Annotated in this window: 18 protein-coding genes; 9 read left to right on the top strand and 9 right to left on the bottom strand. The window is 63.1% G+C overall.

Going from position 1 to position 22,526, the window contains the following annotated elements:
• The first annotated feature begins 201 nt into the window (after window positions 1–201).
• The 3 genes from minC to minE are packed head-to-tail and all read left to right on the top strand — an operon-like array spanning window position 202 to window position 2,071.
• Window positions 202–960: a septum site-determining protein MinC gene (gene minC / locus CKO35_RS12785; protein ID WP_200176533.1), complete on the top strand. Its 759-nt coding sequence runs from the start codon at window positions 202–204 to the stop codon at window positions 958–960.
• A 29-nt stretch (window positions 961–989) separates the two neighbouring features.
• Window positions 990–1,799, top strand: a complete 810-nt coding sequence (gene minD, locus CKO35_RS12780; RefSeq protein ID WP_200176532.1) for a septum site-determining protein MinD — start codon at window positions 990–992, stop codon at window positions 1,797–1,799.
• Complete coding sequence (gene minE / locus CKO35_RS12775; RefSeq protein WP_200176531.1) at window positions 1,799–2,071, top strand: cell division topological specificity factor MinE; 273 nt, start codon at window positions 1,799–1,801, stop codon at window positions 2,069–2,071. The genes minD and minE overlap by 1 nt, the downstream gene beginning before the upstream one ends.
• Before the next feature lie 43 nt (window positions 2,072–2,114).
• Here minE and aat read toward each other — a convergent pair whose 3' ends face one another.
• From aat to trxB, 3 genes are all read right to left on the bottom strand, one after another.
• Window positions 2,115–2,858, bottom strand: a complete 744-nt coding sequence (gene aat, locus CKO35_RS12770; protein WP_200176530.1) for a leucyl/phenylalanyl-tRNA--protein transferase — start codon at window positions 2,856–2,858, stop codon at window positions 2,115–2,117.
• Window positions 2,859–2,893: 35 nt separating this feature from the next.
• The gene (locus CKO35_RS12765; RefSeq protein WP_200176529.1) at window positions 2,894–4,066 is read right to left on the bottom strand and encodes a GNAT family N-acetyltransferase; all 1,173 of its coding nucleotides are present in this window, start codon (window positions 4,064–4,066) and stop codon (window positions 2,894–2,896) included.
• 64 nt (window positions 4,067–4,130) lie between these two features.
• Window positions 4,131–5,078 (bottom strand): thioredoxin-disulfide reductase, encoded by a 948-nt coding sequence (gene trxB, locus CKO35_RS12760; protein ID WP_200176528.1) that lies wholly within the window; start codon window positions 5,076–5,078, stop codon window positions 4,131–4,133.
• Window positions 5,079–5,360: 282 nt separating this feature from the next.
• Between trxB and CKO35_RS12755 the strand changes: the two genes are divergently transcribed.
• The 3 genes from CKO35_RS12755 to CKO35_RS12745 are packed head-to-tail and all read left to right on the top strand — an operon-like array spanning window position 5,361 to window position 9,826.
• Window positions 5,361–7,829 carry a DNA translocase FtsK gene (locus CKO35_RS12755; protein ID WP_200176527.1) on the top strand — a complete coding sequence of 823 codons (2,469 nt, stop codon included), beginning with the start codon at window positions 5,361–5,363 and terminating at the stop codon, window positions 7,827–7,829.
• A gap of 7 nt (window positions 7,830–7,836) precedes the next feature.
• Window positions 7,837–8,466 carry an outer membrane lipoprotein periplasmic chaperone LolA gene (lolA, locus tag CKO35_RS12750; protein ID WP_242467186.1) on the top strand — a complete coding sequence of 210 codons (630 nt, stop codon included), beginning with the start codon at window positions 7,837–7,839 and terminating at the stop codon, window positions 8,464–8,466.
• A gap of 22 nt (window positions 8,467–8,488) precedes the next feature.
• Entirely contained in the window at window positions 8,489–9,826 is a 1,338-nt protein-coding gene (locus CKO35_RS12745; RefSeq protein WP_200176526.1) for a replication-associated recombination protein A, read from the top strand.
• Here CKO35_RS12745 and CKO35_RS12740 read toward each other — a convergent pair.
• The 5 genes from CKO35_RS12740 to CKO35_RS12720 form a co-directional block, all read right to left on the bottom strand.
• On the bottom strand, window positions 9,823–10,488 hold the full coding sequence (locus tag CKO35_RS12740) for a trimeric intracellular cation channel family protein (protein ID WP_200176525.1): 666 nt from the start codon (window positions 10,486–10,488) through the stop codon (window positions 9,823–9,825). The two genes, CKO35_RS12745 and CKO35_RS12740, sit on opposite strands and share 4 nt — an antisense overlap.
• A gap of 16 nt (window positions 10,489–10,504) precedes the next feature.
• Window positions 10,505–12,823: a nitric oxide reductase activation protein NorD gene (locus CKO35_RS12735; protein ID WP_200176524.1), complete on the bottom strand. Its 2,319-nt coding sequence runs from the start codon at window positions 12,821–12,823 to the stop codon at window positions 10,505–10,507.
• 29 nt (window positions 12,824–12,852) lie between these two features.
• Complete coding sequence (locus CKO35_RS12730; RefSeq protein WP_200176523.1) at window positions 12,853–13,656, bottom strand: CbbQ/NirQ/NorQ/GpvN family protein; 804 nt, start codon at window positions 13,654–13,656, stop codon at window positions 12,853–12,855.
• A gap of 191 nt (window positions 13,657–13,847) precedes the next feature.
• A complete protein-coding gene (locus CKO35_RS12725) occupies window positions 13,848–14,180 on the bottom strand; it encodes a ribulose bisphosphate carboxylase small subunit (RefSeq protein ID WP_200176522.1) in 333 nt (110 codons plus the stop codon).
• Window positions 14,181–14,244: 64 nt separating this feature from the next.
• Entirely contained in the window at window positions 14,245–15,666 is a 1,422-nt protein-coding gene (locus CKO35_RS12720; protein WP_200176521.1) for a form I ribulose bisphosphate carboxylase large subunit, read from the bottom strand.
• Between the two features lie 429 nt (window positions 15,667–16,095).
• Between CKO35_RS12720 and CKO35_RS12715 the strand changes: the two genes are divergently transcribed.
• Complete coding sequence (locus CKO35_RS12715) at window positions 16,096–18,222, top strand: SulP family inorganic anion transporter (RefSeq protein ID WP_200176520.1); 2,127 nt, start codon at window positions 16,096–16,098, stop codon at window positions 18,220–18,222.
• A gap of 8 nt (window positions 18,223–18,230) precedes the next feature.
• Here the strand turns inward: CKO35_RS12715 and CKO35_RS12710 are convergent, their stop codons facing one another.
• Window positions 18,231–19,997 (bottom strand): SLC13 family permease, encoded by a 1,767-nt coding sequence (locus CKO35_RS12710; protein WP_200176519.1) that lies wholly within the window; start codon window positions 19,995–19,997, stop codon window positions 18,231–18,233.
• Between the two features lie 230 nt (window positions 19,998–20,227).
• Between CKO35_RS12710 and ahpC the strand changes: the two genes are divergently transcribed.
• Together ahpC and ahpF are read left to right on the top strand one after the other, a co-directional pair.
• On the top strand, window positions 20,228–20,791 hold the full coding sequence (gene ahpC / locus CKO35_RS12705) for an alkyl hydroperoxide reductase subunit C (protein WP_200176518.1): 564 nt from the start codon (window positions 20,228–20,230) through the stop codon (window positions 20,789–20,791).
• 89 nt (window positions 20,792–20,880) lie between these two features.
• Entirely contained in the window at window positions 20,881–22,437 is a 1,557-nt protein-coding gene (gene ahpF, locus CKO35_RS12700; RefSeq protein WP_200176517.1) for an alkyl hydroperoxide reductase subunit F, read from the top strand.
• Window positions 22,438–22,526 lie beyond the last annotated feature (89 nt).

Below are 22,526 nucleotides of genomic sequence, written 5' to 3'. Positions count from 1 at the left end.
TGGAAGGCCGCAACGGACTTCCGTGCATGCCGACAGGGCGGTTTGCTCGACTGGGTCGATGCTTTATTGGATAGATTATAAGTATATTAACATGTTGTCGGCGCGTTGAATCCTCTGAACCGTTACAATGGTGCGCCAGATCCCAAATCCACATTTTCAGAACCGGCAGGCCCTGTGGCCCGGGTTCACGGAACGACCTCTATGAATGCCCATCCCAGTCCCATTCAGCCCATTGAACTCAAGGGACGCATGATCCTGGTATCCATTCTTCGGTTGCACGATGCGGATACCGATCAACTGAACGAGGCGCTGGATGCGCGCATGCGGGAGGCTCCCGAGTTGATGCGGGACATGCCTCTGCTGGTGGATGTGGAGCACTTGGCGAATACCCCGGCGGAGACCCTGACGCAGGTGATCGAAGCCATACGGGGGCGGGGTTTCAAGCTGATCGGGTTACAGCAGGGCGCGGTGGCCCAGTCCGTCGCCTCCGGGATCGGTTTGCCACTGATCGTCCTGGGCGGCAAGGGCACCGAGGTTCCGCTCCGTGCCGCTCCTTCCCCTCAGGCCGAACCAGCAAATGAGCCTTCCCCTTCGGTACACAAGGAGTCGGCATCGGCGGTGCAGGCACTGCATACGGCCTCGCTGGTGGTGAATCAGCCGGTAAGATCCGGTCAGCAGGTCTATGCCCGGGGGGGGGACCTCATCGTCCTTGGGACGGTGTCGGCGGGGGCCGAACTGCTGTCCGACGGGCATATCCATGTTTACGGCACCTTGCGCGGCAAGGCCCTGGCCGGGGTCCGGGGCATGACCGGGGCCAGGATATTCTGTCGGCGTCTGGATGCGGAACTGGTATCCATTGCCGGGCATTATCGGATTGCAGAGGATATCCTCGACGCCGAACGGGGTGAGAACAGGCTGGTGACCCTGGCCGGCGAGACCATCGTTATTTCGGAAATCTAGCGCAGAATCTTTTAGGAGATGCAGGCTATATGGCACGCATTGTAGTAATTACCTCAGGCAAGGGTGGCGTCGGCAAGACCACCACGTCCGCGGCCCTGGCCACCGGCCTGGCCATGGAGGGGCACAGGACCGCTGTGATCGACTTTGATGTGGGCCTTCGCAACCTGGACCTTATCATGGGGTGTGAACGGCGGGTGGTCTATGATTTTGTCAATGTAATCAATGGTGATGCCAATCTGCGCCAAGCCTTGATCAAGGACAAGCGCACGGAGAACCTGTTCATCCTGCCCGCCTCGCAGACCCGTGACAAGGATGCCCTGACCGAAGAGGGTGTGGAAAAGGTGCTGGATGAATTGAGTCAGGAGTTTGATTACATCATCTGTGACAGTCCTGCGGGGATTGAGCGTGGCGCGCTGATGGCTGCCTATTTTGCCGATGCAGCGATTGTGGTGACCAACCCGGAGGTATCCAGCGTGCGTGATTCGGATCGCATGCTCGGCATCCTGTCCAGCAAGACCCGCGTGGCGGAACGGGGGGAGGGTCCTCTGCCCGCTAAACTGCTGCTCACCCGCTATTCACCGGAACGGGTGGAAAAAGGCGAGATGCTCAGTGTGGATGATGTGACCGAGATCCTCTCCATCGAAATGCTGGGGGTGATCCCTGAATCCCAGTCGGTGCTCAATGCCTCCAATGCGGGCATGCCTGTGATCCTGGACGCAGAGTCCGATGCCGGGCAGGCCTATCGTGACGCGGTGGCCCGTTTCCTGGGAGAAGACCGCCCGCACCGTTTCCTTACCACGCAGAAGAAGGGGCTCTTCGGACGCCTGTTCAAGGGTTAATGGCCATGAAAGGCATTTTCAATTATTTTCGTTCACCTCGACAGGGTAGTGCCAAAGTGGCCAAGGAACGCCTGCAGGTGATCGTGGCACGGGAACGGAGCCACCGCTCCGGTCCTGACTATCTGCCGGCCCTGCACCGGGAACTGCTGGAAGTCATCCGCAAGTATGTCCAGGTGGGAGACGAGGCGGTGCAGATGAGTCTGGAAAATCAGGGTGACTGCGAGATTCTGGAGGTCAACATCACTCTCTCGGAGCCCGAGCGGCAGGTCTGATGGCCAGCGCCGCCCTGGATGCCTGTGCCCGTCGGATGCCGCTTTATGGAGGATCGCGGAACCCAAGGCTTGGTTCCACCTCCCAGGGACCTGGGCGGCTTGGTACGGAACACAGTTGCTCCAGTCGCGTGGCGAAGCGTTGGCGTGACATGGGTTCGGCCCCCATGCGGGTCAGGTGGTCTGACGGCGTCTGGCAGTCCAGCAACGGGTAGCCCCAGAAATCAAGGTGGCGGCAGAGGGCCACCAGGGCCACTTTCGAGGCATCCGGCACCCGGCTGAACATGGATTCCCCGAAGAAGACCCGGCCCATGCTGACGCCGTAAAGTCCACCCACCAAGGTGCCGTGTTTCCACACCTCCACGGAATGGGCGTGTCCCGTATGGTGCATTTGTATGAAGGCCTGCTGCATCCCGAAGGTGATCCATGTACCGTGGACTCCCCGGCGTGGTCCCGCACACCCCTTGATGACGTCGGTGAAGGCATGGTCGAACGTCACCTGAAATTGCTGCTGGCGCAGGATCTTGCCCAGACTCCTGCTGATCTTGACCTTCGACGGGTAGAGGATGGTGCGGGGGTCCGGTGACCACCAGAGAATGGGCTGGCCCGCTTCATACCAGGGGAAAATACCATGGCGATAGGCATTCAGCAGTCTGGGCAGGCTCAAGTCACCGCCTGCTGCCAACAGGCCGTTGGGCTCTCGCAGGGCGCTTGCCACCGGAGGAAAGGGTTCATTCGTCTGTCCTGGATGGAGCCAGGTGAGTGAATACAGCTCATTATTGCCGGACATGGTCCCGTCATCCCTTGAGGTATCTGCATCACAGACTAACCTGAGTGGTGGCCGTCTTCTACCCGGAAGGGGGACAGCTGCATCAGCTGTTTGCACTGGGCTTCCATGGCCGCCTGTTCACGCCGGCAGAACTCGGCAACGGCGCTTCTCAGTCCCGGATGGGTGATCCAGTGCCCCGACCAGGTCCGGGTGGGTAGAAAACCCCGGCTGATCTTGTGTTCTCCCTGGGCGCCCGGCTCAAACCGCGTCAGACCCTGTTGTATGCAGTAGTCGATGCCTTGGTAGTAACAGGTCTCAAAATGCAGGGCATCGTAATCCCGGATACATCCCCAATAGCGGCCGTAGAGGGTGTCCCCGCCCCGATAGCACAGGGCCGCCGCCACCGGCGTGTCGTCTTCTTCCGCCAGGAACATGACCACCCGCCGTCCCAGGGTGCGAGCGGTTTCCTGAAAAAATCCCAGGGTCAGGGTCGGAATCCCCATCTTGCGTTCGAAGGTGCTCACATAAAAGTGGTGAAACACGGCCCATAGATCCTGGCTCACCTCGTCACCGTGCAGTACCCGTATATCCAGTCCCTGTTCCCGCACCCGGCGCCGTTCACGGCGGACGTTCTTGCGCTTTTTGGCGCTGAAACGATCAATAAAATCGTCGAAATCCCGATAATTCTCATTATGCCAGTGATATTGGCAACCCATGCGCGGGATGAGGCCACGGCCCTGCAGTGCCTGCATGTCCTCATCTCCGGGAAACAGTACATGCAGGCCGGACAGTTCGCCGGCATGGGTCAGCTCAATGGCCTGCTGGATCAGGGCCTGTTGCAGGGCCTTCCGGTCATGGTCGGGGTGGGTCAGCAGGCGGGTACCGGTGGCCGGGGTGTAGGGGACCGCACAGACCAGTTTGGGGTAGTAGTGCAGTCCCGACTGTCGCCAGGCCTGCTCCCAGGCCCAGTCAAAGACGAACTCGCCGTAGTTGTTGGTCTTGATGTAGAGGGGCAGGGCACCGACCAGCTCGCCCCCGGGTTTGCGCAGGGTGACATGGCGGGGATACCAGCCGAAGCGGCTGCCCAGGCAGTCATGGCGTTCCAGGGCGCAGAGGAAGGCGTGGCTGAGAAAGGGCTCGTCCCGTCCGCCCAGGGCGTCCCACTGATGGCTGGGCAGGGCGGACAGGTCATCGATGATGCGGCATTCCAGCAACCCCGGGTTATCCATGATGAAGACTCCGAGCGCGATGTGGGACTGCCTTGCATATGAACGGGACGGCCCGAGAAAACCCTCAGCTTTCCAGAAAACGCTCCGCGTCCAGGGCCGCCATGCAGCCGGAACCGGCCGAGGTCACCGCCTGACGATACACATGGTCCATCACATCCCCGGCGGCAAACACGCCCGGCACACTGGTGGCCGTGGCATTACCATCCAGACCACTTTTCACCCGAATGTATCCATTGTTCATCTCCAGCTGACCCTGGAACAGGTCGGTATTGGGCTTGTGGCCGATGGCGATGAAGACCCCCTGCAGTTCCACGTCCCGTGTCTGTCCGGAGTGTACATCCTTGATCCGCATGCCGGTCACGCCAAGATTGTCCCCCAGGACCTCGTCCAGCACATGGTTCCACTCGATACTCACCTTGCCCTGGCGTTCCTTCTCGAACAGGTGATCCTGCATGATCTTCTCCGCCCGCAGCTTGTCCCGGCGATGCACCAGGGTGACATGCTCGGCGATGTTGGAGAGGTACAGGGCCTCTTCCACGGCGGTATTACCGCCGCCGATCACCGCCACCTTCTGGCCGCGGTAGAAGAAACCGTCGCAGGTGGCGCAAGCGGAGACGCCGCGGCCCTTGAAGGCCTCTTCGGAAGGCAGCCCCAGGTACATGGCCGAGGCCCCGGTGGCGATGATGAGGGCATCACAGGTATAGGTTCCGGTGTCGCCGGTGAGGGTGAAAGGGCGTTGCTTCAGGTCGGCGGTGTGGATGTGATCGAAGATGATCTCGGTGTTGAAGCGTTCCGCGTGACGCTTCATGCGCTCCATGAGCTCCGGCCCCTGTATCCCCTGATCGTCCCCGGGCCAGTTGTCCACTTCCGTGGTGGTGGTGAGCTGGCCGCCCTGCTGCAGACCGGTGATCATGACCGGCTTGAGATTGGCACGGGCAGCGTACACTGCGGCGGTGTATCCGGCGGGGCCGGAGCCGAGAATGAGCAGGCGGCAGTGTCTGGGGGCAGTCATGGTAATCGGTTCTCCTGGGAATGATGCGGTAAAATCCGAGCCGCATAATCTACTTTGAAGCCCCGGTCGCGCCAAGCATTCAGTAGCATGGTGATAATACCGGGCATGGGTCTGGTCAGGCGTGTCGGCGGGAGCGTTGCGGATGGCCCCGGATCGTCCTGCGCCAAGAATGTAAAATACCGGGCGCAAAGTTCCAAAAAAGAGACTTGAAGCCCTTCAAGGGGTTAAACTGCATACCTTATTTCGAACCTCACACTCAAGATCCCTGATACAACCTGACCATTGGCCAGAGCAAATTCCAAGAAAACGGCGGATAAAACCGCCCGCAAGCCTGCTTCCGCACCGCGACCCATCAGTGCCCACCTGCGCCGTGCCCTGCGCGAGGGTGCTCTGCTGGTGCTGACGGCGGCAGCCGTCTACCTGTTCATCGCCCTGGCCAGTTACAGCCCTACCGACCCCGGTTGGTCCCAGACCGGGACCGGCATGAAGGTCACCAACCTGGGGGGCAGGGCCGGCGCCTGGTTTGCCGATGTGTTTTTCCACCTCTTCGGCTATCTGGCCTATCTGGCTCCGGTGGTGGTGGCCTACAGTGGCTGGTTGATCTTTCGCGGCCGCAAGGACACCGGTGAATTGGACCTGCATGCCCTGGGGGTGCGCTGGTTGGGGTTCGTCATCACCCTGGCCGCTGGCTGCGGTCTGGCAACCCTGCACTTTTTGCCGGGCTCGCTGCCCATGAATGCCGGCGGTATCCTGGGCGAGCTGGTTGGGGAGGGGTTGTTGCCGATCTTTGACCTCCTGGGCGTCACCCTGTTTCTTTTGGCCCTGTTTTTCACCGGGGTAACCCTGCTCACCGGATTGTCCTGGTTGTCCCTGATGGACCGGTTGGGGCGCTACACCCTCCTGGGCGTGGACTGGGCCCTGGAACGGATCGCCACGGCCCGCGAACGCCATGCCGGGCGCAAGGCCCGCAAGGAACGGGAGGCAAGGGAAAGCGCCGTCAGGGCATCAGCCCCGGACCTGGAAGCACCTCGTCCAAGATCCCAGCCCAAGGTGGAACCCCGGATTGCCACCCTGCAGGAAGCCCAGGAACCCCGCGAGGTGGAAAAGCCGGCACCCAGGATCAAGGCCAGAGTGGAACCCGTTCTGGAAGCGGTGTTGCCCACTCCCACTCCCACTCCCACCCCCTCCACCCCGCCCAAGCCCCCCGCGCCCAGGAAGCAGTCTTCCCTGTTCAGCACCGGCGAGATCTCCCCGGATGCTTTCCCGACCCTGGACCTGCTGGATGTCCCCAAGCCCCATGAAGGTGGGTATACCGAGGAAGACCTGCATCACATGTCACGGCAGGTGGAGGAGAAGCTGCGTGATTTCGGAGTCCAGGTGGACGTGGTGGAAGTGCATCCCGGGCCGGTGATCACCCGTTTTGAACTGCAGCCGGCACCGGGCCTGAAGGTGAGCCGGATCTCCGGGCTTTCCAAGGACCTGGCCCGGGCCCTGTCGGTGATCAGCGTTCGCATCGTGGAGGTCATCCCGGGCAAGTCCACCGTGGGTCTGGAAATACCCAACCAGAAACGGGAGCTGGTGAGCCTGTCGGAGATCTTCCGGGCACCGGTGTTCGAAAAGGCCGGTTCCGCCCTGACCCTGGCCCTGGGCAAGGACATCAGCGGCCACGCGGTGGTGGCCGATCTGGCCAAGATGCCCCATCTGCTGGTGGCCGGCACCACCGGCTCGGGCAAGTCCGTGGGCATCAATGCCATGCTGCTCTCACTGCTGTTCAAGGCCCATCCCGACGAGGTCCGTCTGATCCTCATTGACCCGAAGATGCTGGAGCTGTCGGTGTACGAGGGCATCCCTCATCTGCTGGCCCCCGTGGTCACCGACATGAAGGATGCCTCCAACGCCCTGCGCTGGGGGGTGGCGGAAATGGAGCGTCGCTACAAGCTCATGTCCCGGATGGGTGTGCGCAACCTGGCCGGTTTCAACCGCAAGATCAAGGACGCCATCGCCGCCGGCGAGCCCATCCCGGATCCGTTCTACAATCCACAGACCGCCTTCGATCCGGAGGCACCGCCGCCGGAGCTCAAGCCGCTACCGTTCATTGTCATCGTGGTGGACGAGTTTGCCGACATGATGATGGTGGTGGGCAAGAAGGTGGAGGAACTCATCGCCCGTCTGGCCCAGAAGGCACGGGCGGCGGGGATTCACCTGATCCTGGCCACCCAGCGCCCCTCGGTGGACGTGATCACCGGCCTCATCAAGGCCAACATCCCCACCCGCATCGCCTTCCAGGTCTCCTCCCGGGTGGATTCCCGCACCATTCTGGATCAGATGGGCGCGGAGCAGCTGCTGGGTCACGGCGACATGCTCTACCTGCCTCCGGGCAGCGGGCATCCGGTGCGTCTGCACGGGGCTTTCGTGGCGGACCACGAGGTCCATCACGTGGTGGACTTCCTCAAGGCCCAGGGCGAGCCGGACTACCTGGACGATGTGCTGGAGGAACCGGAATCCGGCGCCGCGGTCGTACCAGGACTGGAGCCGGTGGATTCCGGCGAGGAGAGCGACCCCCTTTACGACCAGGCGGTGGCCATCGTGCTGGAATCCCGCAAGGCGTCCATTTCCTATGTACAGCGCCGCCTCAAGATCGGTTACAACCGGGCCGCCCGGATGATCGAGGACATGGAGGCCGCCGGCGTGGTGAGCGCGCTGCAATCCAACGGCAACCGGGAAGTGCTGGCGCCGGCACCCCAGGACTGAAAACGAGATGCCAACACCCATGCGAGCCCTGTTTGCCCTGATGCTGACCGCCTGCCTGAGCCTGTCGCCGGTGCTGGCGGATGATGCCCGTGCCCGACTGGATCATTTCTTCCAGGAGATGACCAGCTTCGAGGCGGTGTTCGAACAGATGGTCATCAACGAGCGGGACGAGGTCCTGCAGCATGCCCAGGGCAAGGTCTATCTCAAGCGCCCCGGCCAGTTCCGCTGGGACTACCAGACCCCCTACAACCAGCAGATCGTGGCCGATGGCCAGTATCTGTGGACCTACGACGAAGACCTGGCCCAGGCCACGGTGCAGGAGATGGACGCCGTTCTGGGGCGTACCCCCATCATGCTGTTGTCCGAACCCCGCGCCCTGGAAAATGATTTCAGGGTGGCCTCCGAGGGCACCCATCAGGGGTTGAGCTGGCTGGCCCTGACCCCCCGTTCAGGCGACACCGATTTCCAGCGCATCCTCATCGGTCTGGACGAACGCACCGTGCGGATGATGGTGCTCTATGACCAGTTCGGACAGCAGACCCGCATCCGCTTTGAAGACATGCAGCTCAATACCCGCATTCCCGATGCCCGTTTCCGCTTCGAGCCGCCGGCCGGGGTGGACGTGATGAGGAACTGAATACCGCGGCTGCCCGGCCTCCATGACGGATCTTTTTTCCACCCCGGAACCCGATCGTCCTCTGGCGGATCGAATGCGTCCCCGGCGGCTGGAGGAGTACATGGGCCAGCAGCATCTGCTGGCCCCGGGTAAGCCCCTGCGCCGGGCCATCGAGGAGGACCGGCTGCATTCCATGGTCTTCTGGGGGCCACCCGGCACCGGCAAGACCACGCTGGCCCGGCTCATCGCCAACTACTGCGGCGCGAGATTCATCACCCTGTCCGCCGTGCTTTCCGGGGTCAAGGACATCCGGGCCGCCGTGGATCAGGCCCGGGAGACCCGCCAGGTCGAGGGCCGGGCCACGCTGTTGTTCGTGGACGAGGTCCATCGCTTCAACAAGTCCCAGCAGGATGCCTTCCTGCCCCACGTGGAAGACGGCACCATCGCCTTCATCGGTGCCACCACGGAAAATCCCTCCTTCGAACTCAACAACGCCCTGCTGTCCCGGGTGCGGACCTACGTGCTCAAGGGGCTGGAGGCGGCGGATATCCGTGCCATCATCGACCGGGCCCTGGACGATGAGACCCACGGCCTGGGGCGGCGCCACCTGACCATGGCGCCGCCCCTGCGCGACCTGCTGGCGGAGCTGGCCGACGGCGACGCCCGGCGCGCCCTGAACCTGCTGGAGATCGCCGCCGACCTGGCCCCGGAAGGGGGGGAGGGTGCCGTGATCACCGAAGACATTCTCAAGGAGGTGACCAGTCAGGGCCTGCGTCGCTTCGACAAGGGCGGGGAGTTGTTCTACGACCAGATCTCCGCCCTGCACAAATCGGTGCGGGGCAGTGATCCGGACGCGGCGCTGTACTGGTTCTGCCGCATGCTCGATGGCGGCTGCGACCCCGTCTATCTGGCCCGACGGATCGTGCGCATGGCCAGCGAGGACATCGGCAACGCTGATCCAAGGGCGCTGACCCTGGCCCTGGAGGCCTGGGACGTGTACGAGCGCCTGGGTAGTCCGGAAGGGGAACTGACCCTGGCTCAGGCTGTGATCTATCTGGCCTGCGCCGCCAAGAGCAACGCGGTCTATGCGGCCTACGGGGCCGCCATGGCCGATGCGCGGCAGCGGGGCACCCTGGAGGTGCCCCTGCATCTGCGCAACGCACCCACCCGGCTGATGAAGTCACTGGACTACGGCAAGGGTTACCGGTACGCCCATGACGAGGTGGACGGTTTTGCCGCCGGGGAGTGCTATTTTCCGGACGGCATGGGGGAGCCCCGCTATTACCAGCCGGTGGAGCGGGGGCTGGAGATCCGGATCCGGGAGAAGTTGCTGGATCTGCGCCGTCGCAACGAGGCAAGCCGACGCGGCGGCAGGGATTAGGGCCGCTGCCGCTTCAGATAGCGTATCAGCCCTTCCCGGTTCACCGCCCGGGTGCTCCAGTTGAATTCGATGGAGGCCATGCGCAGGGCAAAGGTGATCAGGATCGTCACCCAGGCCGCCGCCACCACCGGCACCGACAGCCACTGGGTCATGGCCAGGTAGGCGGTGCCGCCCACCAGGACCGCCAGGGCATAGAACTGACCGGGCTTGAGGATCAGGGGCGGATCACCGGCGATCACGTCCCGGATCAGGCTGCCGCCCACCCCGTTGAGCACCCCCACCAGCAGGGCGGCGGGCAGTCCCAGTCCGGCTTCCAGGGAGCGTTCGATGCCTACCACGGCAAAGCCGCCGATCCCGGCGGCGTCGATGATGGCCACCCCGCGACGGGTGTACCAGGGCCGTTCGCCGAACACCAGCCCCACCAGGGTGGCGGCGCCGATGGCGGCCAGGTAGCCCGGATCGGTGAGCAGCACCGGCAGTCCCTGTTGCAGGAACAGGCCGTCCCGCAGCAGTCCCCCGCCCGCCCCGGTGACCAGGGCAAGGAAGAACATGCCGATCAGGTCATAGCCCTTGCGCATGGCCACCACCACGCCGGACAGGGCAAAAACGAAGACGGCGCCCAGATCGAAGTAGGCGGGAAGAGCGAAGCTTTCGGGAGTCATGCCCGGAGTATAATCCTTATCGGGTCAGTCCGGCATAGAGCATCGGCAGGGTTTCCGGCAGTCGGGCCACATGATCCACCACCATGTAGCGCCGCGCCCCGAAGATCCGCTCCACATAGTCATCCGCGTGGGGGTCCAGGCTCATGCAGAAACTGTAGACCCCGTGTTTGGCCACTTCCTCCACCGCATGCTTGGCGTCCTGGCGCAGGTACTGGGGATCCCGCACGTCCGTATCCGCCGGCTCCCCGTCCGTCACGATCAGTAGCAGCTTGCGCCGCGAGGGTCGCCGCCGCAGATGCTCGCCGGCATGGCGGATCGCCGCGCCCATGCGGGTGGACATCTGCCCCGTCATCCCCGCCAGACGGGCCTTCACGGTGTCGTCATAGGGGGCATCGAAATCCTTGAACCGGTAATACTCCACGTCATGACGGCCATCGGAATCAAAGCCGTGAATGGCGAAGGGATCACCGATCTTCGACAAGGCACCCGCCAGCAACGCCGTGGCCTCCCGGGCCAGATCCAGCACCGTGCTGTCGGTGCCGCGCACCTTGTCGTTGGTGGACTCGGACAGGTCGATCAGCACCAGTACCGACAGGTCCCGCACCTTGCGCTCGGTGCGGATATGCACCCGGGTGTCCGGTTGCCGTCCCATGCGCAGATCCACCAGGGACTCCACCACCGCGTTCAGATCCAGTTCGTCCCCCTCCGGCTGGCGCCGATAGCGCTGCACGCCCTGGGGCTGCATTGCCTCGATCAGGTATTTCAGGCGGCTGATCAGCGGCTTGTGGCGCTGCGCCACCGCGTCGATCTCGGCCGGGTCCCCGGTCCGGGGACGGCGTTCCAGCAGGGTGCACCAGTGGGGGCGCTCCAGCTGCATCTGGTAATCCCATTCCGGATAATGGAACGGGGCCGACACCGGCGGCTTGCCTTCCTTTTCGTTGAGGCTGATGTCTTCCTCGTCGCAGAAGAACTCCGTGCTCAGGGTCCAGATCTCCTGGGCGTCATCCCCGGCAAAGGGCACGTCCAGTCCGTTGACCATTTCCATGAGGCTGACGTTGCGCCGTACCTGGGGTTGTTCCCGGAGGCGGATCAGATCCACATCCTCCTGTCCCCCCAGGGTCCATATATACCGATTGTCATCCCGGTACAGCACCGGGATATGGTGATGGCGAGTACTGAAGGGCTCGTCTCCGGGGAAGATCGGGGCCAGCTGGTGGGCCAGTTCCCAGGCCAGGTCGTGACGGGTCAAATCCGCCGCGGCTTCGTCGAACCGAGTCCGTGCCAGCTGCACGAAGGGGTGTGGATCCTCGTAGTCCGGATCCAGCAGGGCACGGGCGGTGCGGCCCAGTAGGGCGGTGGTGCCGTCGCCGTCTTTTGGTCCGGTCACATGCATGGGCAGCCAGAGCTGGCGCAGGCCGGGAAAGGCGGTCAGGGCCAGGGACTCCACCCGGGCATCTTCGAACAGTCCCACCAGCATGCCGGTGAGACCGCCGGGATCGTCTGCCGGCAAGGGGCTGCGGCTGTGGACCAGATGGGCCGCCCCGTGGGCCGCCGTGGCCCGATAGATCTGCAGGCCGCCGATGCCGAACCCGTCGTCATAGGCATCAGGTACATAGAGGGTGAAGCCGTCGATGAAGGGGCGCACCCCCTCGCGGGATTCGAAATCGCCGCTGGTGGGGCGCAGGAAGAAGTCCCGGGCCCAGAGGGCGCGCAGGTACATGTTGATCCGTCGCTGCACGTCCACGAACAGGGTGCCGCGCCGCTCGTTCTGGAACACCGAGCGGGATTCGGGTGTCTCCAGCCCGAAATAGGCGGTCTGGGCCTTGAAGTCCCGACCATGGACCTTGGCCCCCCACAGGGCCCAGCGCCGCAGTCCCCCCAGGGTGAGATGGGTGAGCAGCTGGTCCAGGTGTTCCAGCATGGGCCGCACCCCTCGGGGCACCTGGGCCACCAGGTTGTCCAGCAGACGCAGATAACCCTTGAACAGGGTAGGGTCCGCCAGTCGCCGGGAGGCCACCGGACTGGTGGCGATCACCAGGCTGATGACCGCGCCGCTGGTCTTGGATGAGAGCTTGATGACGCTCTCGATCAGGTCCATCACCGCGTCTTCCCCCAGTTCCCGAGCCACCACGGGGCTCTCCTGGATGAAGGCCGCCACGGGTTCGTTGCCCTTGCCCAGGGCGTGGAGGGCGCGGGCGCCTTCCATATAGTAGTTTTTCAGGCCCGCGGAGCTGAAGCTGCGCACCGCTTCCTGCCAGGCCGATTCCAGGACCTCGACGGCATGGCCGCCCAGGTCTTCCAGCAGCTCGGGGTAGTCTTCCAGATGGATGCTCATGGGCCTGATTTCTCCTGCCGCGTGGGGCATCAGAAAAAGGTGGTGACCGCCGCGTCCAGGGCGTCGCGCATGTCCGGATCATCGGTGAGGGGACGCACCAGGGCCATGCGGCAGGCGGCCAGGGGTTCCACGTCGCGGGCGATCAGGGAGCCGGCATGGACCAGCATGCGGGTGGAGATGCCTTCATCCAGGCCGTGACCCTTCAGGTTCCTGGCCCGTTCCGCCACGCTCACCAGTTTCTTCGCCGTGTCGCTGGAGATGCCGGTTTCGTGGGCAACGATCTCCGCTTCCAGGCCCGCCTCCGGGTAATCGAAGTCCAGGGCGCCGAAGCGCTGCTTGGTGGACTGCTTGAGATCCTTCATCAGGCTCTGGTAGCCGGGGTTGTAGGAGATGACCAGCTGGAAGTCGGGATGAGCGCGTACCAGTTCGCCCTTCTTTTCCAGCGGCAGTACCCGGCGGTTGTCGGTAAGGGGATGGATCACCACCACGGTGTCCTGACGGGCTTCCACCACCTCATCCAGGTAACAGATGGCGCCATGGCGGGCGGCCAGGGTGAGGGGACCGTCCTGCCAGCGGGTGCCGTCGGCATCCAGCAGATAGCGGCCCACCAGGTCCGAGGCGGTCATGTCCTCGTTGCAGGCCACGGTGATCAGGGGCTTGCCCAGCTTCCAGGCCATGTATTCCACGAAGCGGGTCTTGCCGCAGCCGGTGGGCCCCTTGAGCATCATGGGCATGCGCACGGCATAGGCGGCTTCGTACAGGGCCACCTCATCGCCGACGGCGCGGTAGTAGGGTTCTTCCTTGATCTGATAATCGCGGATGGTTTCGTGCATGAGTCACTCCCTCGGACCTCCGGACATTACCGGTGGTGCCATCGTTTCGAATGGGATCCCCGCGGGGGGATTGGGATGAGGGAGTGGTGGAGATATTCCGGTCCCTCATCCCCGGCCCTTCTCCCAGGGGGAGAAGGGGGAGCCAAGACCCCTCTCCCCTGGGGTGAGAGGGGTTGGGGTGAGGGGAAAGCTTACTCGCCGCGATGGACGACGAAGGACGTTCCCTGGCACTGGGCGAAGTTGTCATAACCGATCACACGCACCAGGTGATCGGGATGCTCCTTCTTGCAGGCCTCCACTTCGGCCAGCACCGTATCCACGGACTGCTCGCCGAACATGGGCAGCTTCCACATGTACCAGAAGGAGCCGAAGGCATTTTCCGGTTCGCTGTGCTCGATGGCCGGGTTCCAGCCCTTGCTGATCATGTATTCCACCTGCTTGCGCACCTGGTCGGCGGTCATCTGCGGCAGATAGGAGAAGGTCTCGTACTTTTCGGATTGCTTGAAGCTCTGGATCTCGGACATGGTCTTATCCTCTTTTCAGTGTCTGGGGGCGGGGCGGCCCGACGGCCGCCCCCGGCAAGGCCGCTTAGCGGTGCTGCACGTCCAGCTTGTCCACGGTATCGAACTCGAACTTGATCTCTTTCCAGGTTTCCATGGCGATCTTGAGTTCGGGGCTGTGCTGGGCGGCGGCGGTGAGGATGTCCTTGCCTTCCTTCTCCAGTTCACGTCCTTCGTTGCGGGCCTGCACGCAGGCTTCCAGGGCCACGCGGTTGGCGGAGGCACCGGCGGCGTTGCCCCAGGGATGACCCAGGGTGCCGCCACCGAACTGCAGCACCGAGTCGTCGCCGAAGATGGTGACCAGGGCCGGCATGTGCCAGACATGGATGCCGCCGGAAGCCACCGCGAACACCCCGGGCATGGAGCCCCAGTCCTGATCGAAGAAGATGCCGCGGGAACGGTCTTCCTTCACATAGGACTCACGCAGCAGGTCGATCCAGCCCATGGTGGCGGCGCGGTCGCCTTCCAGCTTGCCCACCACGGTGCCGGTGTGCAGGTGGTCACCACCGGACAGGCGAAGGATCTTGGCCAGTACCCGGAAGTGGATGCCGTGACGCGGATGACGGTCCATGACCGCGTGCATGGCGCGGTGGATGTGCAGCAGCATGCCGTTCTCGCGGCACCAGTTGGCCAGGCCCGTGTTGGCGCAGAAGCCGCCGGTGATGTAGTCGTGCATGATGATGGGGGCACCGATTTCCTTGGCGTACTCGGCCCGCTTGTACATCTCTTCCGGGGTGGGGGCGGTCACGTTCAGATAATGGCCCTTGCGCTCACCGGTCTCCATCTCGGCCTTGTTGATGGCCTCCATGACGAAGTCGAACCGTTGGCGCCAGCGCATGAAGGGCTGGGAATTGACGTTCTCGTCGTCCTTGGTGAAGTCCAGGCCGCCGCGCAGACATTCATAGACGGCGCGGCCGTAATTCTTGGCCGACAGGCCCAGCTTGGGCTTGATGGTGCAGCCCAGCAGGGGACGGCCGTACTTGTTCATGATGTCCCGCTCCACCTGGATGCCATGGGGAGGACCGCCGCAGGTCTTGACGTAGGCGATGGGGAAGCGCACGTCTTCCAGGCGCAGGGCGCGCACGGCCTTGAACCCGAATACGTTGCCCACCAGAGAGGTGAACACGTTCACCACCGAGCCTTCCTCGAACAGGTCGATGGGGTAGGCGATGAAGGCATAGAAGCACTCGTCGTCGCCGGGTACGTCCTCGATGTGGTAAGCGCGGCCCTTATAGTAGTCCAGATCGGTGAGCAGGTCGGTCCAGACGGTGGTCCAGGTGCCGGTGGAGGACTCGGCGGCCACTGCGGCGGCGGCTTCCTCGCGGTCCACCCCCGGCTGCGGGGTCACCTTGAAGCAGGCGAGGATGTCGGTATCCCGGGGGGTGTATTCCGGGGTCCAGTAGGTCTGGCGGTATTCTTTCACACCGGCACTGTAGGTCTTGACTGCCATCATCGACTCCTTTGGACTTGATGTTTTGAACCACGTCCCGGATCAAGCCGGGTCGTGGGTAAAGCGTACCGAAACTCGATGGGAAGAGACTACATGATCTATAGGTATAATAGATAATCAATTATGATGATTGTATGTATAAGTTATAACTTATTGTTTATTGAATGAGGATCAGAGTGGAGTCCATGCCCGTCACTCCCGCGAAAGCGGGAGTCCGGGGTTTTCGTTCCGTGGCCTGGGTTCCCGCTTTCGCGGGAATGACTTCTATGGGGGCGGGAATGACGAGCCAGGCCGGAGGGGGACCCGGGTGTGAGGGGCGAAGCGGGATAATGACTGACGCAGAACAACCCCGGGCTGTTTATCGGTAAATTTCAGGTTATAAGTGTTAAACTTTTTGGCATGAGTTGAGCACCCAACCTCCTCAGGACCATGCCCCCTAGCCCCACGCCCCTCATCAAGCGCCTGTTCCCCTTCCTGACCTGGTTTCCCATGACCTTAGGCAGTCTGCGGGCGGACCTGATGGCGGGCCTGGCCGTGGCCATGGTGCTCATTCCCCAGTCCATGGCCTATGCCCAGCTGGCGGGGCTGCCCGCCGTCTACGGACTCTACGCCGCCTTCCTGCCGGTGATGGTGGCCGCCCTGTGGGGCTCTTCCCGGCAATTGGCCACCGGCCCGGCGGCCATCGTCTCCCTGCTCACAGCATCGGCCCTCATCCCCCTGGCCGCCCCTGACTCCATGGAATACATCACCCTGGCCATCAGCCTGGCCCTGCTGGTGGGGCTGTTGCAACTGGGTATGGGGCTGCTGCGACTGGGAGTCCTGGTGAGCTTCATCTCCCATCCGGTCATCGTCGGTTTCACCAACGCCGCCGCCATCATCATCGTGCTCTCCCAGGTCAACCAGATCCTCGGCGTGCCCATGGTTTCCGGCGGGATGTTCCTGCAGGATATCGGATCCATGCTGATGCAGATCCCCCAGACCCATCTGCCCACCCTGGCCATGGGTCTGGGGGCCATGCTGACCATGTGGGTATTGCGCCAGCGCTTTCCCAGGGTGCCCGGGGTGCTGGTGGTGGTGATCGTGGCCACGGTCATCAGTTGGGCCGTCGGTTTTGAAAAGACCCGGGTGATCACCCTGCAGGACATACGTTCCGGCCAAGTGCAGGAACTGGTGATCCAGCTCGATACCCAGAAGACGGTGCTCAGGACCGAGGATGCACGGATCCGCATCCTGAAGAAGACCCTGGATGAACTGCCGCCCATGGAGGCCCTGAATCATCGCCATCAGGTGGATATCCTTATCTACGACAGTCAGCGTCGGGCCGAGACCATCAGTCGCCTGCAGCGGGAGCTCCATGGCCTGCCCTTGCGCCAGGCCGGGGGCGAGCACCCGGGTTTCTACCTGGCCGATCAGTTGCCGCCTGGGCTGGAACCGGAAGGTCCCGTCTGGCGCATCACCGCCGTACGCGACAATGTCATTCATCTCAATGGGGGCGGTCATGTGGTGGGGCAGGTGGCCGCCGGCCTGCCGCCCCTGACCCTGCCCCAGCTCAGTTGGGACATGGTGAGGGCGCTGCTGAGCACGGCCTTCGTCATCGCCCTGGTGGGGTTTACCGAGGCCATCGCCATCGCCAAGGCCATGGCCACCCGCACCGGCCAGCGCATCGACCCCAACCAGGAACTCATCGGCCAGGGGCTGGCCAAGGTGGTGGGCAGTTTCAGCCAGGCCTATCCGGTGAGTGGCTCTTTCTCACGTTCGGCCATCAATCTGGCCTCGGGGGCACGTACCGGCATGTCCTCCATCTTCACTGCCCTTCTGGTACTGCTGGTGATCCTGTTCTTCACTCCCTGGCTTTACCATCTACCTCAGGCGGTGCTGGCGGGCATCATCATCATGGCCGTGGCCAGCCTGCTCAACCTGCGGGGCCTGCGTCAGTCCTGGGCGGCCCACTGGCATGACGGCATGGCGGCACTGGTTACCTTTGCCGCCACTCTGGCCCTGGCACCGAGCCTGGACAAGGGCATCCTCATCGGCGCCGGTCTGGCCCTGGTGATGTATCTGTATCGGACCATGCACCCCCGGGTGTATGAACTGGCCCGCACTCCGGATGGCACTCTGGCGGATGCCCGCATCCACGGCAAGGGCGAGGAAGAGCGCATCTGCATCATCCGTTTCGATGGTTCGTTGTACTTTGCCAACGTGCCTTATTTCGAGGACGCCATGCTGGGCCTGCTGGCGCGTCACCCCAAGGCCCGTTACGTGATCATCATTGCCTCCGGGATCAATGAACTGGATGCTTCGGGGGAGGAAGTGGTGCGCAACCTGATCTGGCGGCTGCGCAACCGGGACATCAGTCTGGTGTTTGCCGGGCTCAAGCCCCAGGTGATGGAGGTGATGAAGCGCACCGGCCTGTATGAGCAGGTGGGAGAGGGATTCATGTTCCCGTCCGCCGATGCGGCCATCCGGGCTCTGGAGGGGCGCCTGGCGGAACAGGGTAGCGGCGAACTTCCTGAAGCTGGACGGGAAGAAAAGGGGTATAGCTCACAAGGAGGGTGAGCTGATTCCTACCACTTCCACACCATGGGTACCAGCAGCAGCGCCAGTGCCCCGGTCACCACCGTCATAGGAATACCCGCTCGCAGATAATCGCTGAACCGATAGCCCCCGGGACCATAAACCATCAGATTGGTCTGATAGCCGAACGGCGTGGCAAAACTGGCCGATGCCGCGAACATGATGATCACAGCAAACGGCAGCACGCTCACCCCCAGGTCCACCGCCACTGCGAATGCGATGGGAAACATCAGGACCGCCGCCGCATTGTTGGTGATCAGCGAGGTGAACAGGGCCGTCACCAGATACACCATCAACAGATTCACCCACGGGTCCGTCCCCGCCAGCCCCGTCAGGGTCAGGGCGATCGAGCGGGCCAGGCCGGTGTTCTCCATTGCCGCCGCCACCCCGAAGGCCGCCGCGATGGTCAACAGTACCGACCAGTCCAGGCTGCTGCGGGCGGAGAATATGCTCACGCAGCCGGTCAGCACCATCAGCCCCGCCGCCGCCAGCGCTGCTTCCAGCATGCTCAAAAGCCCCAGGGTGGCGCTGCCCACCATGACCGCCAGGATTCCCACCGCCACCAGCGCCCGGTCATGGCGAGGCGCCACCGAATCCTGTACCTGGGTCATCAGGAAGAAATCCCGCCGATTGCGGTTCTGGGCCAGAAAACTCGGTCCCGCCTCCACCAGCAGGGTATCCCCCGGCCGAAGCACCACGTTTCCCAGTTTGCCCCGGAGCCGCTGGCCATTGCGGGCCGCCGCGATCACCACCGCGTTGTAGCGGTTGCGAAACTTCCCGTCGCGGATGGTCATTCCCACCACCGGGCAGGTATTGGACACCACCACCTCCAGCAATGCTCGATCCGAGCGCCGGCCGTCCAGTTTGAATACCTGATGGGTGGCCGGTGTCAGCCCGCGAATCCGCTGCAGGTCCGCCATGGATTCCACCACCCCCACGAAGATCAGCCGGTCCCCGGCCCGCAAGACTTCCTGGGGTGACACCGCCGGGATCAGGGTGCCGTCCCGGTCCAGTTCCATGAGAAAGCCGCCGGGCAGGTGCCTGAGACCGGCGGCCTCGATGGTCTGGCCCACCAGGGGGCCGCCGGCTTCAACGATCATCTCCAGGGTGTATTCCCTGGGGTCATCGATTTCGCTGATGGCCGGCTTGCGGTCCACGAACAGCCAGCGGTTGCACAGGATCATGAACGCCAGTCCGGCCAGGGCCACCGGCACCCCCACCCAGGCGATGTCGAACAGCCCCAGTCCTTCACCGGTCTGTTCCAGCAACAAACCGTTCACCACCAGGTTGGTGCTGGTGCCGATCACCGTCACGGTCCCGCCCAGGATGGCGGCGAAGGACAGCGGCATCATCAGCCGGGAGACCGGTAAATGGAATTTACGTGCCCACTCGCTCACCGCCGGGATCAGCATGCCCACCACCGGGGTGTTGTTCAAAAAGGCGCTCATGAAGGCGACCGGCCCCGTCAGGCGTACCTGGGCACGCATCAGGTTTTTGGGACGTCCCAGAAGGCGATTGACGATCCACTGTATTCCCCCCGTCTCCCGCAGGCCGGCAACCACGATATACAGGGCGGCCACCGTGATCACTCCCTGGTTGGACAACCCTGCAAAGGCCTCGCCGGGGGAGATGATGCCGGTCAGCAGCAACAGGACCACCGCCCCGAAAAAGACGAGATCCGGTGCCGCCCGGGTGAGGGTGAGCACCGATAACATGCCGACTACGATGGCGGCGGTGAACCAGGCTTCCAGTGGCATGGGGATTCTTTTGATGAGAATGGTGAATGTCCTGGCACCGGAATATACAGGAAGAGGGGAGGGTGTGTGGGAACAGCGCCTTGCCGGGGCCGGATCGGGCAACCTGCTCATGATAGAAGATATCTGTGAGTACGATTGAAATCTTCAATTGCATCTATTCGATGGGCTGGGTACTATTGCACCACAGCATTTGGAATGCGTCTAAGTCACAACCATTGGAGAAGCCTGTCATGTCCCTGATCAATACCGCAGTCAAGCCCTTCAAAGCCACCGCCTTTCACAATGGCGAGTTCGTCGAGGTCACCGACGAGAGCATCAAGGGCAAGTGGTCGGTGTTCTTCTTCTACCCGGCCGACTTCACCTTCGTCTGCCCCACCGAACTGGGCGATCTGGCCGACAACTATGCCGAGTTCCAGAAGCTGGGCGTGGAGATCTACAGCGTGTCCACCGACACCCACTTCACCCACAAGGCCTGGCACGACAGCTCCGAAACCATCAACAAGCTGCAGTTCCCGATGATTGCGGATCCGACCCTGAACATTTCCCGCAACTTCGAAGTGTTGATCGAGGAGGCCGGTCTGGCCGAGCGCGGAACCTTCGTGGTGGATCCCCAGGGCGTGATCCAGATCGTCGAGATCAATGCCGGCAACATCGGTCGTAACGCCGAGGAGCTGCTGCGCAAGGTGAAGGCAGCCCAGTATGTGGCGGCCCATCCTAACGAAGTGTGCCCGGCCAAGTGGAAGGAAGGTGAGAAGACCCTGGCCCCGTCTCTGGATCTGGTCGGCAAGATCTGAGCAGGTCCGCTCACGCCCATTGAATTGCCCAAATCTCCTATTCCTTGCCCGGGCCGAGTCCCGGGCATTTTTTTATGAGGTCATTCGGCATGCTGGACGCCAATCTGCAGAACCAATTGAAGGCCTATCTGGAAAAGGTCACCCAGCCTTTCGAGATCGTGGCCACCCTGGATGAACGCCCAAAATCCAATGAACTGCTGGAGATGCTGCGGGAGATCACCGCCCTGAGCGACAAGATCTCCCTGTGCACCGACGGTCGGGATAGCCGCCGTCCCTCCTTTGCCCTGGTGCGTCCCGGCGAGAGCGGACGGGTGGTGTTTGCTGGTCTGCCCATGGGTCATGAGTTCACCTCCCTGGTGCTGGCCCTGCTGCAGGTGGGGGGGCATCCTTCCAAGGCCGCCCCCGAAGTGATCGAGCAGATCCGTTCCCTGGAGGGGGAATTCCTGTTCGAAACCTATTATTCCCTGTCGTGCCAGAACTGCCCCGACGTGGTGCAGGCCCTGAACCTGATGGCGGTGCTCAACCCCAACGTGCGTCACGTGGCCATCGACGGTGCCCTGTTCCAGGACGAGGTGGAAGCACGGGAAGTGATGTCCGTGCCCAGCATCTTCCTCAACGGTCAGCCCTTTGATCAGGGCCGCATGAGCCTGGAGCAGATCCTGGCCAGGATCGACACGGGGGCGGCGGAGCGGGAGGCGAAAAAGCTCAATGAAAAGGCCGCCTTCGACGTGCTGGTGGTGGGCGGTGGTCCCGCCGGCGCCGCGGCGGCCATCTATGCGGCCCGCAAGGGCATCCGCACCGGGGTGGCGGCGGAGCGTTTCGGTGGTCAGGTGCTCGATACCATGGCCATCGAGAACTTCATCTCCGTGCCCCATACGGAAGGCCCCAAGCTGGCGGCGGCGCTGGAAAACCACGTCAGGGAATATGAAGTGGACATCATGAACCTGCAACGGGCCGCGAAGCTGGTACCCGCCCAGGGTGAGGGCGGGCTGCACGAGGTGCATTTCGCCTCCGGCGCGGTGCTGCGCAGCAAGACGGTGATCCTGGCCACCGGTGCCCGCTGGCGGGAGATGAACGTGCCCGGTGAACAAAAGTATCGGACCCGTGGCGTGGCCTATTGCCCCCATTGCGACGGTCCCTTGTACAAGGGCAAGCGGGTGGCGGTGATCGGTGGTGGCAACTCCGGTGTGGAGGCGGCCATCGACCTGGCGGGCGTGGTGGCCCACGTCACGTTGATCGAGTTCATGACCGAGCTGCGGGCCGATGCGGTGTTGCAGAAGAAGCTGCGCAGTCTGCCCAACGTGGATGTCATCACCCATGCCCAGACCATGGAGGTGAACGGGGACGGCAGCAAGGTGACCGGTCTGACCTATAAGGATCGGGACACGGACGAGATCAAGCGTCTGGATCTGGAGGGGATCTTCGTGCAGATCGGTCTGGTGCCCAATTCCGAATGGCTCAAGGAGTCGCCGGTGGCGTTGTCCGCCCGTGGTGAGATCGTGGTGGATGCCCATGGCATGACTTCGGTGCCCGGGGTGTTTGCGGCCGGGGATGTGACCACGGTGCCCTACAAGCAGATCGTGATTGCGGTGGGCGAGGGTGCGAAGGCGGCGCTGGGCGCGTTTGACCATCTGATCCGGAGTTGATTCCGGATCAGAACATTCCCCCGCTGACGGGCATCCGGTGCAGTCACGTCGGTTTGTCGGATCGAACTTCCGTCATTCCCGCGCAGGCG

Origin of the sequence: Ectothiorhodospira shaposhnikovii (genome assembly GCF_016584105.1) — a bacterium.
GTDB classification, from domain to species: Bacteria; Pseudomonadota; Gammaproteobacteria; order Ectothiorhodospirales; family Ectothiorhodospiraceae; genus Ectothiorhodospira; species Ectothiorhodospira shaposhnikovii.
This window is presented reverse-complemented; position numbering and strand designations above follow the sequence as displayed.

Coding starts and splice junctions, on each gene's coding strand:
- CKO35_RS12715 (WP_200176520.1), top strand. CDS start 16,096: ATGCCCCCTAGCCCCACGCCCCTCATCAAGCGCCTGTTCCCCTTCCTG.
- CKO35_RS12725 (WP_200176522.1), bottom strand. CDS start 14,180: ATGTCCGAGATCCAGAGCTTCAAGCAATCCGAAAAGTACGAGACCTTC.
- aat (WP_200176530.1), bottom strand. CDS start 2,858: ATGTCCGGCAATAATGAGCTGTATTCACTCACCTGGCTCCATCCAGGA.
- ahpF (WP_200176517.1), top strand. CDS start 20,881: ATGCTGGACGCCAATCTGCAGAACCAATTGAAGGCCTATCTGGAAAAG.
- CKO35_RS12745 (WP_200176526.1), top strand. CDS start 8,489: ATGACGGATCTTTTTTCCACCCCGGAACCCGATCGTCCTCTGGCGGAT.
- CKO35_RS12740 (WP_200176525.1), bottom strand. CDS start 10,488: ATGACTCCCGAAAGCTTCGCTCTTCCCGCCTACTTCGATCTGGGCGCC.
- lolA (WP_242467186.1), top strand. CDS start 7,837: ATGCCAACACCCATGCGAGCCCTGTTTGCCCTGATGCTGACCGCCTGC.
- minE (WP_200176531.1), top strand. CDS start 1,799: ATGGCCATGAAAGGCATTTTCAATTATTTTCGTTCACCTCGACAGGGT.
- ahpC (WP_200176518.1), top strand. CDS start 20,228: ATGTCCCTGATCAATACCGCAGTCAAGCCCTTCAAAGCCACCGCCTTT.
- CKO35_RS12710 (WP_200176519.1), bottom strand. CDS start 19,997: ATGCCACTGGAAGCCTGGTTCACCGCCGCCATCGTAGTCGGCATGTTA.
- CKO35_RS12765 (WP_200176529.1), bottom strand. CDS start 4,066: ATGGATAACCCGGGGTTGCTGGAATGCCGCATCATCGATGACCTGTCC.
- minD (WP_200176532.1), top strand. CDS start 990: ATGGCACGCATTGTAGTAATTACCTCAGGCAAGGGTGGCGTCGGCAAG.
- CKO35_RS12735 (WP_200176524.1), bottom strand. CDS start 12,823: ATGAGCATCCATCTGGAAGACTACCCCGAGCTGCTGGAAGACCTGGGC.
- CKO35_RS12730 (WP_200176523.1), bottom strand. CDS start 13,656: ATGCACGAAACCATCCGCGATTATCAGATCAAGGAAGAACCCTACTAC.
- trxB (WP_200176528.1), bottom strand. CDS start 5,078: ATGACTGCCCCCAGACACTGCCGCCTGCTCATTCTCGGCTCCGGCCCC.
- minC (WP_200176533.1), top strand. CDS start 202: ATGAATGCCCATCCCAGTCCCATTCAGCCCATTGAACTCAAGGGACGC.
- CKO35_RS12720 (WP_200176521.1), bottom strand. CDS start 15,666: ATGGCAGTCAAGACCTACAGTGCCGGTGTGAAAGAATACCGCCAGACC.